The sequence below is a fragment of the Streptomyces sp. NPDC002144 genome (assembly GCF_053593695.1).
In genome coordinates, this window is the sequence record NZ_JBSFDB010000008.1 from 58561 (window position 1) to 72438 (window position 13878).

The 13878-nt window shown below is 70.3% G+C and carries 14 protein-coding genes; 6 read left to right on the top strand and 8 right to left on the bottom strand.

Features of this window, described 5'->3' with window-relative positions; genetic code table 11:
- Positions 1 to 72 precede the first annotated feature (72 nt).
- The 3 genes from folB to ACWCQ1_RS14335 all read left to right on the top strand — a co-directional run bounded on the left by folB (position 73) and on the right by ACWCQ1_RS14335 (position 1604).
- On the top strand, positions 73 to 432 hold the full coding sequence (gene folB, locus ACWCQ1_RS14325; RefSeq protein ID WP_133044282.1) for a dihydroneopterin aldolase: 360 nt from the start codon (positions 73 to 75) through the stop codon (positions 430 to 432).
- Positions 429 to 1040 carry a 2-amino-4-hydroxy-6-hydroxymethyldihydropteridine diphosphokinase gene (gene folK, locus ACWCQ1_RS14330; RefSeq protein ID WP_133044281.1) on the top strand — a complete coding sequence of 204 codons (612 nt, stop codon included), beginning with the start codon at positions 429 to 431 and terminating at the stop codon, positions 1038 to 1040. Before folB ends, folK begins: the two co-directional genes overlap by 4 nt.
- 78 nt (positions 1041 to 1118) lie before the next feature.
- The gene (locus tag ACWCQ1_RS14335; protein ID WP_133044280.1) at positions 1119 to 1604 is read left to right on the top strand and encodes a DUF3180 domain-containing protein; all 486 of its coding nucleotides are present in this window, start codon (positions 1119 to 1121) and stop codon (positions 1602 to 1604) included.
- Positions 1605 to 1609: 5 nt separating this feature from the next.
- Here ACWCQ1_RS14335 and folE read toward each other — a convergent pair whose 3' ends face one another.
- The 6 genes from folE to dacB all read right to left on the bottom strand — a co-directional run bounded on the left by folE (position 1610) and on the right by dacB (position 9269).
- Positions 1610 to 2215, bottom strand: a complete 606-nt coding sequence (folE, locus tag ACWCQ1_RS14340; protein WP_133044279.1) for a GTP cyclohydrolase I FolE — start codon at positions 2213 to 2215, stop codon at positions 1610 to 1612.
- Between the two features lie 113 nt (positions 2216 to 2328).
- Positions 2329 to 4368, bottom strand: a complete 2040-nt coding sequence (gene ftsH, locus ACWCQ1_RS14345) for an ATP-dependent zinc metalloprotease FtsH (protein ID WP_133044278.1) — start codon at positions 4366 to 4368, stop codon at positions 2329 to 2331.
- Between the two features lie 206 nt (positions 4369 to 4574).
- A complete protein-coding gene (gene hpt, locus ACWCQ1_RS14350; protein ID WP_133044376.1) occupies positions 4575 to 5135 on the bottom strand; it encodes a hypoxanthine phosphoribosyltransferase in 561 nt (186 codons plus the stop codon).
- Positions 5136 to 5206: 71 nt separating this feature from the next.
- On the bottom strand, positions 5207 to 6232 hold the full coding sequence (tilS, locus tag ACWCQ1_RS14355) for a tRNA lysidine(34) synthetase TilS (RefSeq protein ID WP_133044277.1): 1026 nt from the start codon (positions 6230 to 6232) through the stop codon (positions 5207 to 5209).
- A 192-nt stretch (positions 6233 to 6424) separates the two neighbouring features.
- Positions 6425 to 7549, bottom strand: a complete 1125-nt coding sequence (locus tag ACWCQ1_RS14360; protein WP_133044276.1) for a zinc-dependent metalloprotease — start codon at positions 7547 to 7549, stop codon at positions 6425 to 6427.
- Between the two features lie 76 nt (positions 7550 to 7625).
- On the bottom strand, positions 7626 to 9269 hold the full coding sequence (dacB, locus tag ACWCQ1_RS14365) for a D-alanyl-D-alanine carboxypeptidase/D-alanyl-D-alanine endopeptidase (protein WP_451026592.1): 1644 nt from the start codon (positions 9267 to 9269) through the stop codon (positions 7626 to 7628).
- A gap of 79 nt (positions 9270 to 9348) precedes the next feature.
- On the opposite strand from dacB, the gene ACWCQ1_RS14370 reads away from it, so the two are divergent.
- Together ACWCQ1_RS14370 and ACWCQ1_RS14375 are read left to right on the top strand one after the other, a co-directional pair.
- Positions 9349 to 9840, top strand: coding sequence for an inorganic diphosphatase (locus tag ACWCQ1_RS14370; RefSeq protein WP_029394330.1), 492 nt, complete (start codon positions 9349 to 9351; stop codon positions 9838 to 9840).
- Between the two features lie 107 nt (positions 9841 to 9947).
- Positions 9948 to 11609, top strand: coding sequence for a threonine/serine exporter family protein (locus ACWCQ1_RS14375; RefSeq protein WP_358602323.1), 1662 nt, complete (start codon positions 9948 to 9950; stop codon positions 11607 to 11609).
- Here ACWCQ1_RS14375 and ACWCQ1_RS14380 read toward each other — a convergent pair.
- Positions 11606 to 12580, bottom strand: a complete 975-nt coding sequence (locus ACWCQ1_RS14380) for a DedA family protein (protein WP_451026593.1) — start codon at positions 12578 to 12580, stop codon at positions 11606 to 11608. The two genes, ACWCQ1_RS14375 and ACWCQ1_RS14380, sit on opposite strands and share 4 nt — an antisense overlap.
- 142 nt (positions 12581 to 12722) lie before the next feature.
- Here ACWCQ1_RS14380 and ACWCQ1_RS14385 point away from each other — a divergent pair, with 142 nt between their 5' ends.
- Positions 12723 to 13088, top strand: coding sequence for a YbjQ family protein (locus ACWCQ1_RS14385; RefSeq protein WP_358602317.1), 366 nt, complete (start codon positions 12723 to 12725; stop codon positions 13086 to 13088).
- Between the two features lie 18 nt (positions 13089 to 13106).
- Here the strand turns inward: ACWCQ1_RS14385 and ACWCQ1_RS14390 are convergent, their stop codons facing one another.
- Positions 13107 to 13868, bottom strand: a complete 762-nt coding sequence (locus ACWCQ1_RS14390) for a MerR family transcriptional regulator (protein ID WP_133044271.1) — start codon at positions 13866 to 13868, stop codon at positions 13107 to 13109.
- Positions 13869 to 13878: the final 10 nt, after the last annotated feature.

The window sequence follows — 13878 nt, forward strand, 5'->3', positions numbered from 1 at the left end:
TCGTTCGAGGCCGGTGTGCCGCCCGCACACGGCACCGACCGGCCGTCACCGACGATTGCAGGAGTGATTCGCGTGGATCGTGTCGCGCTGCGCGGCCTGAAGGCCCGCGGGCACCACGGTGTGTTCCCCAAGGAACGCGAGGAGGGCCAGACCTTCCTGGTGGACCTCGTCCTCGGCCTGGACACCCGGCCGGCCGCGGCGGACGACGACCTGGCGAAGACCGTGCACTACGGCATCGTGGCGGAGGAGGTCGTGGCCGTCGTCGAGGGCGAACCCGTCAATCTCATCGAGACGCTCGCCGAGCGCATCGCCCAGGCCTGTCTGAAGCACGACGGGGTCCAGGAGGTCGAGGTCTGCGTCCACAAGCCGGACGCGCCGATCACCGTCCCCTTCGACGACGTGACCGTCACCATCACCCGGAGCCGAGTATGACCGCGTTCTTCACCGAGGGGCACAGCGACCCGACCGTACAGCCGGTGCCCGCCTCCGTCGTGCAGCAGGTGGACGCCGCCGACACCACCCTGCACAACCCCCAACGCGCCGTGATCTCCCTCGGCTCCAACCTCGGCAACCGCCTGGAGACCCTCCAGGGCGCCATCGACGCCCTGGAGGACACCCCGGGCGTCCGGGTCAAGGCCGTGTCGCCGGTGTACGAGACGGAGCCGTGGGGCGTCGAGCCCGGCAGCCAGCCCTCGTACTTCAACGCCGTGGTCGTGCTGAAGACCACCCTGCCGCCGTCCTCGCTCCTGGAGCGGGCGCACGCGGTCGAGGAGGCCTTCCACCGGGTCCGGGACGAGCGCTGGGGCGCCCGCACCCTGGACGTCGACATCGTCGCGTACGCCGACGTCGTCGACGCCGACCCGCGTCTCACCCTCCCCCACCCGCGCGCCCACGAGCGTGCCTTCGTCCTCGCTCCCTGGCACGATCTGGAGCCCGAGGCGCGGCTGCCCGGCCGCGGCGCGGTCGCCGATCTCCTCGCCGCCGTCACCCGCGACGGCGTGACTCCCCGCAAGGACCTGGAACTCCACCTGCCCGAGTAGTCGTTAAGGTCAGGGCGAGGCCGGGACGACCACAGGCCGCGGGACGATCCCGGGATCCGGGGGAGCTGAAGGGACACCGTGAGAGAGCTGCGCATCAGGGTGCTGGTCGGAGTGTTCTTCGTGGCCGCCATCCTGTCCTGGGCGGGCGCCCGCCTGTGGAACTCGATCGGGACCCTGCCGAGCGTCCCCCTGGCCGCGCCGATCGTCCTGGCCCTGATCGCGGTGGTCCTGACGGCCACGGCGCTCTCGATCCGCGGCCGTCTCAAGGCCCAGCGCGAGCGCCGCCCCGAGGCCAAGGGCGTGGACCCGCTGATGGCGGCCCGCGCGGTCGTCTTCGGCCAGGCCAGCGCCCTGGTGGCCGCCCTGGTCGCCGGGATGTACGGCGGCACGGGCGTCTTCCTGCTGGAACTCCTCGACATCCCGGCCCGCCGCGATCAGGCCATCTACGCCGGCTTCTCGGTCGTGGCGGGCATCGCGGTCATAGTGGCGGCCATCTTCCTCGAGCGGGTCTGCAAGCTCCCGGAGGACGACGAGCACAACAACGGGGCGGCCTCGACGGCGTAGGGCCGTCAGCGCGCCATGATGAGGCTCATCGCCTCGTTGCGGGTGGCGGGATCGCGCAGCTGGCCACGGACCGCCGACGTTATGGTCTTCGCCCCCGGCTTGCGGACACCCCGCATCGACATGCACATGTGCTCGCACTCGACGACGACGATCACGCCACGCGGCTCCAGTATCTCCATCAGGGAGTCGGCGATCTGCGTGGTGAGTCGTTCCTGCACCTGCGGACGGCGGGCGTAGACGTCCACGAGCCGGGCCAGCTTCGACAGGCCCGTGATCTTGCCGTCGGCGGACGGGATGTAGCCGACGTGGGCGACCCCGACGAACGGAACCAGATGGTGCTCGCACGAGCTGAGCACCTCGATGTCCTTCACCAGCACCATCTCGTCGTGGCCCAGGTCGAACGTCGTCGTCAGCACGTCCTCGGGCTTCTGCCACAGGCCCGCGAAAATCTCCTTGTACGCCCGCGCCACCCGCGCCGGCGTCTCCTTGAGGCCCTCCCGGTCAGGGTCCTCGCCGACCGCGATCAGCAGTTCGCGGATGGCGTTCTCGGCACGCTTCTCGTCGAACTCGCCGATCTCGCCCTCGCTGTCCAGCGTCACAGGGTCGGTCATCTCGTGCCTCGTTCCTCTGGTGTCACCTGCGCACAGCCACAAATGCCGCGCCCCCCAGGCTAGAACCTGGGGGGCGCGTGCATCCATTCCGGTCTCGGTGGCCGGAATTGGCGTCAGCTCTCGGGACGCTCCTCCGGAGCCGGCTCGGCCACCGGGGTGTGCTCCGTCACCGTCGACTTGGCCGTGGAGATCGCCGGGGTCGCGCCGTTGGCGCCGTTCGTCAGTGCGAGCTCCTTCGGGGAGAGCACCGGCGGACGGGTGGACGGCGTGCGGCGGGAGGAGCCGGTCCAGGCCGGACGCGGCGGGCGCTTGACGATGGGAGCGAAGATCTCGGCGATCTGCTCCTTGCCCAGCGTCTCCTTCTCCAGCAGCTGCAGGACGAGGTTGTCGAGGACGTCGCGGTTCTCGACCAGGATCTCCCAGGCTTCGTTGTGCGCGTTCTCGATGAGCTTCTTGACTTCCTCGTCCACCAGCGCGGCGACCTCTTCCGAGTAGTCGCGCTGGTGAGCCATCTCACGTCCGAGGAACGGCTCGGTGTTGTCGCCGCCGAACTTGATGGCGCCCAGACGCTCGGTCATGCCGTACTGGGTGACCATCGCGCGGGCCGTGGCGGTGGCCTTCTCGATGTCGTTCGCCGCGCCCGTGGTCGGGTCGTGGAAGACCAGTTCCTCGGCCGCGCGACCACCCAGCATGTAGGCGAGCTGGTCGAGCATCTCGTTGCGGGTGGTCGAGTACTTGTCCTCGTCCGGCAGGACCATCGTGTAGCCCAGAGCACGTCCCCGGGAGAGGATCGTGATCTTGTGGACCGGGTCGGAGTTCGGGGAGGCCGCCGCGACCAGGGCGTGTCCGCCCTCGTGGTACGCGGTGATCTTCTTCTCCTTGTCCGACATGATCCGGGTCCGCTTCTGCGGGCCCGCCACCACGCGGTCGATCGCCTCGTCCAGCATGGAGTTGTCGATCAGCTTGCGGTCGCTGCGGGCCGTGAGCAGGGCGGCCTCGTTGAGGACGTTGCTCAGGTCGGCGCCGGTGAAGCCCGGCGTCCGGCGGGCGACGGCCGCGAGGTCGACGTCCGGGGCGACCGGCTTGCCCTTCTGGTGGACCTTGAGGATCTCCAGGCGGCCCTGCAGGTCCGGCGGGTCGACCGCGATCTGGCGGTCGAAGCGGCCGGGCCGCAGAAGGGCCGGGTCGAGGATGTCCGGACGGTTGGTGGCTGCGATGAGAATCACACCACCCTTGACGTCGAAACCGTCCATCTCGACGAGCAGCTGGTTCAGCGTCTGCTCGCGCTCGTCGTGACCACCGCCGAGGCCGGCGCCGCGGTGGCGGCCGACCGCGTCGATCTCGTCGACGAAGACGATCGCCGGGGCGTTCGCCTTGGCCTGCTCGAACAGGTCACGGACCCGGGAGGCACCGACACCGACGAACATCTCGACGAAGTCGGAACCGGAGATCGAGTAGAAGGGGACCCCCGCCTCACCGGCGACCGCTCGCGCGAGCAGCGTCTTGCCGGTACCGGGGCGGCCGTACAGCAGCACACCCTTGGGGATCTTGGCGCCGACGGCCTGGAACTTCGCCGGTTCCTGCAGGAACTCCTTGATCTCGTGGAGTTCCTCGACGGCCTCGTCGCAGCCCGCGACGTCGGAGAACGTCGTCTTCGGGGTGTCCTTGGTGATCAGCTTGGCCTTGGACTTCCCGAAGTTCATCACTCGGGAGCCGCCGCCCTGCATCTGGTTCATCAGGAACAGGAAGACGACCACAATCAGGACGAAGGGGAGCAGGGAGAGCAGGATGCCGAGGAACGGGTTCTGCTTGGACGGCGACACGGTGTAGCCGTCCGGGATCTGCTTGTCCTGGTACTTGTTCTGCAGCGTGTTGGCGATGGCCACGCCCTGGTCGCCGATGTAGCTCGCCTGGATCTTCGAGCTGCCCTCGACCTTGAAACCGTCCTTGAGCTGGGCCTTGACGGTCTGCTCGTCACCGGTGGTGAGCTTGACGCTCTCCACCTTGTTGTCGTTGATCGCCGCCACGACCTGGCCGGTGTCCACCGTCTTGTAGCCGCCGGACGAGCCGACGACCTGCATCAACACGACCACGGCAAGGACGGCCAGCACGATCCACATGACCGGCCCACGGAAGTATCGCTTCACGTCCATCCATACGGAGCGGTGTCGCCCCGTCCCTCCTGCCATAGTGAGTTTGATAAGACAGTTCTTCTGACGGTACCCCAGCATTGTTGCCCGAAGCCGCACTCAGCGGCTCGGACGGCCGGCATTCCCGCCTCTGCATGCTCCAACGGCGCGAAACCCGCCGGGGTTCCCGATCGTCCTACAAAGACGGCTCGCTTGGCGCCAAGGCCGGCTCAGCCGCCGTAGACGTGGGGGGCGAGCGTACCGACGAACGGGAGGTTCCGGTACTTCTCCGCGTAGTCCAGACCGTAACCGACGACGAACTCGTTCGGGATGTCGAAGCCGACCCACTCGACGTCGATGGCGACCTTCGCGGCGTCCGGCTTGCGCAGCAGGGTGCAGATCTTCAGCGACTCCGGCTCACGCGAGCCGAGGTTGTTGATCAGCCACGACAGCGTCAGTCCGGAGTCGATGATGTCCTCGACGATCAGGACGTGCCGGCCCTTGATGTCGGTGTCGAGGTCCTTCAGGATCCGCACCACGCCGGAGGACTGGGTGCCCGCGCCGTACGACGACACGGCCATCCAGTCCATGGTGACGGGGGTGGACAGCGCCCGGGCCAGGTCGGCCATGACCATCACCGCGCCCTTGAGGACACCGACGATGAGCAGGTCCTTGCCCGCGTACTCCGCGTCGATCTTCGCGGCCAGCTCGACGAGCTTCGCGTCGATCTCTTCCTTGGTGATGAGCACCTGCTTGAGGTCGGCACCCATGTCTTTCGCGTCCACCCGCATCACTTTCGGTCGTCCCACCGGCTGCCCGGCCCCGGAAGCGGGGCCGGATCCCGCACAAAACGGGATGAGGTTCAGCCTTGCCGAATCACCAGTCTGCCACCCTGGCGCTGGGCGACGACCTTGCCCGGGAGATTGATGGCTCCCTGGCCGCGCCAGCCGGTGATCAGCCGGTCGACTTCCTCGATGTGGCGGGCGAACAGCGAGCCGGCCGGGGCGCCGGCCTCGATGGCCGCCTGGCGCAGGATGCGACGGCGCACGGCGGGCGGCAGGGCGTAGAGCTTGGCACACTCCAGCAGGCCCGCGCTGTCCCGCACGGCGGCCTCGGCCTGGCGGGCCCAGGCGTCGAGGGCGTCGGCGTCGTCGCGGGAGAGCTGCGCGGTACGGGCGAGGGCCTCGACGACGCCCTTGCCGAGCGCCTTCTCCAGGGCGGGCAGGCCCTCGTGGCGCAGCCGTGAACGGGTGTAGGCGGGGTCGGCGTTGTGCGGGTCGTCCCAGACGGGCAGCGACTGGACCATGCAGGCCTTGCGGGCGGTCTGCCGGTCGAGTTCGAGGAAGGGGCGGCGGTAACGGCCGCCGGCCCCCGAGACCGCGGCCATTCCGGACAGGGAGCGGATGCCGGAACCGCGGGCGAGGCCGAGCAGAACGGTCTCGGCCTGGTCGTCGCGGGTGTGGCCGAGCAGGATCGCGGTGGCGCCGTGGCGGGCGGCGGCCGCGTCGAGGGCGGCGTACCGGGCGTCGCGGGCGGCGGCTTCCGGGCCGCCTTCGCGGCCGACGGTCACGGCGACGGACTCGACCGGGTCCAGGCCCAACTCGCGCAGCCGCAGGGCGACTTCCTCGGCGCGCAGATCGGAGCCGGGCTGCAGTCCGTGGTCGACGGTGACGCCGCCGCAGCGGATGCCGAGCTTGGGGGCCTCGAAGGCGAGGGCGGAGGCGAGCGCCATGGAGTCGGCGCCGCCGGAGCACGCCACGAGCACGAGCGGCGCGGGCGGGGGCTCGTGCGCGGTCCGCCCGGCGGGGGGCTGGTCGTCGTTGAGGATGTCGTGAAGGACGCGGCGGACCGCCAGGCGTATCGCCGCGACCGCAGGATGGGGACCCATGTCCGGTTCCCTTCATGAAGTTTTCGGGGGTGAGCCCGAGGTTCGGTCACTCAGAGTGTGTCGATGGTGACAGAACCGGGCCGTTCCCCGAGCATTGCACGCCTACCCATGGCTCACGGTCCCTCGGACGGGTGATTGGAGGGGCGTTCGCCTGCCGTCGGCCGGATTCGGTTCACGACGTCCCCACGGCGTTCACGACTCGCTCTTGCGGTGCACCCGCGCGACCCAGTCCGCCGGTTTGGCGATCTCCGACTTGGTCGGCAGGGTGTTCGGGGACGTCCACACACGGTTGAAGCCGTCCATGCCGACCTGGTCGACGACGGCCCGCACGAACCGCTCGCCGTCCCGGTACTGCCTGAGTTTGGCGTCCAGGCCGAGCAGCCTGCGCAGTGCCATGTCGAGCCGGGAGGCGCCCTTCGCGCGGCGCTGCTGGAACTTCTCGCGGATCTCGGCGACGCTCGGCACGACCTCGGGGCCCACTCCGTCCATCACGAAGTCGGCGTGACCCTCGAGGAGCGACATCACGGCGGTGAGGCGGCCGAGGATCTCGCGCTGGGCCGGGGTCTGCACGATCTCCACGAAGGAGCGGCCCCCGTCGTCCTCCTCGGCCTCGGGGCGCCCGCCCGCGAGGGACTGGGCGGCCTCCCGGATGCGCTCCAGGACGGTCATCGGGTCGACGTCGGTCTCCCCCAGGAAAGACTGGATTTCGCCCTCGAGGTGGTCGCGCAGCCAGGGCACCGCGCTGAACTGCGTGCGGTGCGTCTCCTCGTGCAGACAGACCCAGAGGCGGAAGTCGTGGGGCTGCACGTCGAGTTCGCGCTCCACGTGCACGATGTTGGGCGCGACGAGGAGCAGCCGGCCGCCGCCGTTCTCGCCGGCCGGCAGCTCGCGGGTGGCCGGGGCGAAGGTCTCGTACTGGCCGAGGACGCGGGAGGCCAGGAACGACAGCAGCATGCCCAGTTCGACGCCGGTGACCTTGCCGCCGACCGCGCCGAGGACCGCGCCGCCGGGGCTGCTGCCGCGCCGCTCCTGCATCTTCTCGAGCAGCGGTTTGAGGATCTCCCGGAAGCCGGCGACGTTCGCCCGTACCCAGCCGGGCCGGTCGACGACCAGGATCGGGGTGTCGTGGGTCTCCTCCGTGCCCATCCGGGTGAAGCCGCGGACGTGTTCCTCCGAGGCCTTGGCATGCCGGCGCAGTTCCGCGACGACCGCTCGGGCCTCGTCGCGGCTCACGTCGGGGCCCGGCCGCACGAGCCGGGTCGCGGTCGCGACCGCGAGATTCCAGTCGACCATCTCGGCACCACCGATGCTCGTCATGTGTCAACCGTACGTGAGCGTTCCCGCTTGGGGCAGGGCGCGGAGGCCCGCGGCACCCGGTCCGGCGTCTGAGCGGTCAGCGGCAGCCGCAGGCCGCCAGGGCCGTCGCCGTGCGGTCCAGCGCCGACTGGGCGGCCTCCTTGCTTGTCGTGTCGGACGCCAGGAAGGCGAAGGCGAGCAGCCGGCCGTCCTGGTCGACCACGGTGCCCGCCAGGGAGTTCACGCCGCTCAGGGTGCCGGTCTTGGCTCGTACGACCCCTGCCGCGCCGCCCGTGTAGCGGCTGGCCAGAGTGCCGGTGAAGCCCGCCACCGGCAGGCCCGTGAGGACGGGACGGAGTTCGGGGTGGTCCGGGGCTCCGGCCTTGACCAGCAGGGCCGTCAGAAGGCCGGCCGTCAGCCTGTCGGCCCGGTTCAGGCCGCTGCCGTCATGGAACTGCGCGCCCTTCACGGGCAGTTGGAGGGACCTCAGCTGGGCGGCGATCGCCGCGGCGCCGCCGTCGAAGCTCGCCGGCTTCCCCGTCGCCACCGCCGTCTGGCGGGCCAGCGCCTCCGCGATGTCGTTGTCGGAGTTGGTCAGCATGCGCTCGACCAGGTCGGCGAGCGGCGGTGAGGAGACGGAGGCCAGCGTCCTGGCGCGGGCCGTCGCCCTGGACGGGCCCGGGGGCGTCGTCCGGATGCCGTCCGCGGCCAGGAGGCCCGCGAACTTCGTCGTCGCGTCGGCGGCCGGGTCCGCGACCCGGATCGCGGTTCCGCTGGTGGAGTCGTCCGTGCGCCCCTCGTCGGCCATCAGGGCGCTGACCGGCGCGAGGTTGTCGTTGTCGGCGCCGATGGGGTGCACCGCGGGACCGGTGTAGAGGGTGGTGTCGTAGGAGAGCGTGACCCGGTCGATGCCGCGCTTCTTCAGGGCCGTCGCCGTCCTTTCGGCCAGGTCGCGCAGGCTCGCCCAGCCGTCGGCCTCCTTGCGGGCCGTCAGCGTCGGGTCGCCGCCGCCGACGAGGACGAGTTCCTTGGTGTCCGGTTCCAGGGCGGTGCGCGTGGTGAGGTGGTGGTCGGCGCCCATCGCCGACAGCGCGGCGACCGCGGTGGCGATCTTCGTCGTGGAGGCGGGAGTGAGCGGGGCGTCGGCGCCGGTGCCGTAGAGGCGCTTGCCGGTGGCCACGTCGACGACCGCTGCGGCGCGGTGGGCGCCGAGGGCCACGTCGCCCAGCAGCGGGGTGAGGACGTCGGTGAGCGCCGGTCCGACCGGGGCGGATCGCACCGTGTTCGCGGAGCCGCCGAGGCCGATCAGAACCGAGGCGGCGCTCGGCGCGGGCCGGGGCGCCCTGGCTTTGTCGGACGTATCGGATGTACGGCCGTGATCTGCGCCACCCGCGCGTTCCAGGGCAACCGCCCGGTCCGCCTCGGCCGTACGCTGACCGGTGGAGTCCCAGGGGCCGGCGGCGGTCACCACGGTGACGGCCAGCGCCACACCGGCGGTGGCGGCACCCGCGGTGTACTGCCAGGTCCCGGTGGTCTTCGGTCTCGCCGACAGCACCCGCGCGAGCCGCGGTCGCGCGGCCGCCGCGGCCCGTTCGAGGCGGGGACGCGCGGCGTTCGCGGCTCGTTCGAGCTGCGGGCGTACTGTCCCGGCGGCCCGTGCCAGACGCGGTCGTACGGCGTTCGCGGCCCGCACCACGTGCGGTCTCGCGGCTCGCCAAGGCCTCAGTTCAGGCACGACCACCAGCCCCTTTCGCGATCACACACGTGCGTGAGGGACACTTAACCACCAGAACTATGTGTTGATCATGGAGGAGCCACCGGTGGAGTTCGACGTCACGATCGAGATCCCGAAGGGTTCGCGGAACAAGTACGAGGTGGACCACGAGACCGGTCGGATCCGCCTGGACCGTCGACTCTTCACCTCGACCGCCTACCCGACCGACTACGGCTTCGTCGAGAACACCCTCGGCGAGGACGGCGACCCGCTGGACGCGCTGGTCATCCTGGACGAGCCGACCTTCCCGGGCTGTCTGATCCGCTGCCGCGCGATCGGCATGTTCCGCATGACGGACGAGGCGGGCGGTGACGACAAGCTGCTGTGCGTCCCGTCGACGGACCCGCGCGTGGAGCACCTGCGTGACATCCACCACGTCTCCGAGTTCGACCGTCTGGAGATCCAGCACTTCTTCGAGGTCTACAAGGACCTGGAGCCCGGCAAGTCCGTCGAGGGCGCCAACTGGGTCGGCCGCACGGACGCCGAGGCCGAGATCGAGCGCTCCTACAAGCGGTTCAAGGAGCAGGGCGGCCACTGAGCCCCGAACTCCTGTGAAGGGGCCGTACGCACGCGCGTGCGGCCCCTTCGTGTGCCTGTGCGCATACTGAGGGCGGCAGGAGGTGTCGTACAGGGAGCGTTGCGCACGTGACGGAAGCGGAGTACCGCAAACCGCAGTCGGACGAGGCGAGGGGCACGTTCGATCCCGAGATCACATCGGAGTTCGCCCTTCCGGCCGGGCTCGCGGCCCCCAGAGCGGTCGCCGAGCCGGAGACCACGTCGGAGTTCGCCGTCCCGGACGGGCTGGACGTGCCGCAGGCGCCGAACGCCGAGTCCGAGGGCTCCGCGTTCAGCGCGCCGCGCACCTACAGCAGCAAGCAGGCGCCGGCCGCGTTCACCCCGGCGACCGGCATCCCCGTCGTCAGCCTCACCAAGGACGTGCCCTGGCAGGACCGCATGCGCACCATGCTGCGGATGCCGGTGGCCGAACGGCCCGCGCCGGAGCCCGGTCCGAAGGCGGAGGAGGGCGGTCCCGCCGTCCCGCGCGTGCTCGACCTGACGCTGCGCATCGGGGAGCTGCTGCTGGCCGGCGGTGAGGGCGCGGAGGACGTGGAGGCCGCGATGTTCGCGGTGTGCCGGTCCTACGGCCTGGACCGCTGCGAGCCGAACGTCACCTTCACGCTGCTGTCGATCTCCTACCAGCCCTCGCTGGTGGAGGACCCGGTGACGGCCTCGCGGACCGTGCGGCGGCGGGCGACGGACTACACGCGGCTTGCGGCCGTCTTCCGGCTCGTGGACGACCTCAGCGACCCGGAGACCACCATCTCCCTGGAGGAGGCCTACCGGCGGCTCGCGGAGATACGGCGCAACCGGCACCCGTATCCGACCTGGGTGCTGACCGGCGCGAGCGGACTGCTCGCCGGGGCCGCCTCCGTGCTCGTCGGCGGTGATCTGGTCGTGTTCGTCGCGGCCATGCTCGGCGCGATGTTCGGCGACCGGCTGGCGTGGCTGTGCGCGGGGCGCGGGCTGCCGGAGTTCTACCAGTTCACGGTCGCCGCCATGCCCCCGGCGGCGATCGGGGTCGCGCTGACCGTGGCCCATGTGGACGTGAAGGCGTCCGCGGTCATCACCGGTGGGCTGTTCGCGCTGCTTCCCGGGCGGGCGCTGGTGGCGGGCGTGCAGGACGGACTGACCGGGTTCTACATCACCGCCTCCGCGCGGCTGCTGGAGGTCATCTACCTGTTCGTCGGGATCGTCACCGGCGTGCTGGTCGTCCTGTACTTCGGGGTGAACCTGGGCGCCAAGCTGAACCCGGACGCGGCCCTGCAGATCGCCGAGCGGCCGCTGTGGCAGATCGCCGCCTCGATGCTGCTGTCGCTGACGTTCGCCGTGCTGCTGCAGCAGGAGCGCTCGACCGTGCTGTGGGTGACGCTCAACGGCGGTGTCGCGTGGTGCGTGTACGGCGCGCTGCACTACCCCGGCGGACTGTCGCCGGTCGCCTCCACGGCCGTCGCCGCCGGGCTCGTGGGGCTGTTCGGGCAGCTGCTGTCCCGGTACCGGTTCGCTTCCGCGCTGCCGTACACGACGGCGGCCATCGGGCCCCTGCTGCCGGGTTCGTCGACGTACTTCGGGCTGCTGTCGATCGCCCAGAACAACGTCGACAAGGGGCTGGTGTCGCTGGCCACGGCCGCGTCGCTCGCCATGGCCATCGCGATCGGGGTCAACCTGGGATCGGAGATCTCACGGCTGTTCCTGCGGATCGGCTCGGCCGAGAAGCGCCGGGCCGCCAAGCGGACGCGTGGTTTCTAGTAGCCCTGGTTGTAGGGGTACTGGCCGTTCTGCCCGGCGCCGTACGGCTGTTGCGGCTGCCCGGCGCCGTACGGCTGCTGGGGCTGCCCGCCGCCGTACGGCTGCTGCGGCGGGTACGTCTGCTGGGGGTACTGCGGGGCGTACTGCTGCTGGTTCGGGTCGTAGGGCTGGTTCGGGTCGTACTGCTGCTGGTTCGGGTCGTACTGCTGCTGGTTCGGGTCGTACGGCTGCTGATACGGCTGGTCCGCCGGCGGGATGCGGCGCAGCTGGGTCGTCGAGTCGTCCATGACCACCGGGAAGGGCTGGGTCTGCTCCTGGACGGGCTCGGCGGCGGCGCGCTCGGGGTTCTTCTTCGCCTTCGAGCGGGCGCGCAGGAACTCGATGGCGATCGGGACCACCGAGACGAGGACGATCAGGATGAGGATCGCCTCGATGTTGTTCCTGACCACGTCGATCTTGCCGAGCCATGAGCCGAGCAGGGTGACGCCGGCGCCCCACAGGACACCGCCGATCACGTTGAAGATCACGAACGAGCGGTACTTCATGCCGCTGACGCCGGCGATGATCGGCGTGAAGGTGCGCACCACGGGCACGAAGCGGGCCAGGACCAGGGACTTCGGGCCGTACTTCTCGAAGAACTCGTGCGCCTTGACCACGTTCTCCTGCTTGAAGAGGCGGGAGTCGGGGCGGTTGAAGAGCGAGGGGCCGACCTTCTTGCCGAACATGTAGCCCGCCTGGTCGCCGAGGACCGCGGCGACGCAGATCAGGGCGATCGCTCCCCACAGCGGGAAGTCCAGCTGGTTGGTGGTGATCAGCAGGCCCGTGGTGAACAGGAGCGAGTCGCCCGGCAGGAAGAAGCCGATGAGCAGGCCCGACTCCGCGAAGACGACCAGGAGCAGACCCCAGATGCCGAACGTGTCGAGAAGGTGGTTCGGATCGAGCCAGCTCGGGCCGAGGGCAAGCGACGTCACGGTTCCGGGCTCCCTGAGGGCTGGGGGGAAGGTACGGCGACCTTCTACGGGCGCACAAAGCTATCAACGCAAGGTGTCCGCCCCAGGTTCCACCGGTGTCTCCAGGATGCACTGTGCGCCTCCTGGGGCAAAGCTGAGAGTCATGGGCATCGATGAGTACGGCGGCGGCCAGGGGCCCCAGCCGGATGTGTTGGTCGTGACGACGAACGACGTTCCCGGGTACCAGGTGCAGCAGGTCCTCGGTGAGGTGTTCGGCCTCACCGTGCGGTCCCGGCACCTCGGCAGCCAGATCGGGGCCGGGCTGAAGTCGATGATCGGCGGTGAGCTCAGAGGCCTCACCAAGACGCTGGTGCAGACCCGGAACCAGGCCATGGAACGGCTGGTGGAGCAGGCACGCGCGCGTGGGGCGAACGGGGTGCTGATGTTCCGCTTCGACGTGACCGAGGCGGCCGACGTCGGCACCGAGGTGTGCGCCTACGGGACCGCGGTGGTCCTGGCCCGGGAGTGAGCCCCCGGGCCAGGACGGTCATGCGGCGTGCCGGGCCGCGTTGGCGTGGATCGCGTCCCTGAGGTGCTCGGCGAGGCCGGGGTGCATGGCATCGTAGAACGCCTTGAAGCGCTCGTCGGAGACGTACATGTCGGCCAGACAGCCGTGCATCTCGTAGTCGCACCCGTAGTACCAGCGGTGGATGTGCAGGCGGTGTTCCTCCGCGAGGTCCATCGCCGCCTCCGAGGCCGGTGGCTCACCGGCGGACACCAGGGCCGCGTAGCGCGTGCTCCAGTCGTCCACCTCGGCCTGCAGGCGTTTCCAGTCGGCCTTGGTGTAGCCGGCGGCCCGGCGCTGTGACTCGGCGTACGCCTCGGTGCCGCCCCAGCGGCGCTCGGCCTCCTCGGCGTACTGCTCGGGGTCCTTGTCCCCGAAGACCTCGAAGCGTTCCTCCGGGGTGAGGTTGATGCCCATCTTCCGTGCCTCCATGGCGTGTTCCACGGCCTCGGCCATCTTCCGCAGCTTCTCGATCCGGGCGGTCAGCAGCTCGTGCCGGCGGCGCAGATGCGCGCGCGGGTCCGCGTCCGGGTCGTCGAGCAGGGCCGCGACCTCGTCGAGCGGGAAGCCGAGCTCCCGGTAGAACAGGATCTGCTGCAGCCGGTCGAGGTCGGCCTCGCCGTAGCGCCGGTGCCCCGCGTGGCTGCGCTCGCCCGGGACGAGCAGTCCGATGGCGTCGTAGTGGTGCAGGGTGCGCACCGTGACGCCGGCGTAGCCCGCAACCTGTCCCACGGAGTAGCTCACTTCGTCCGCT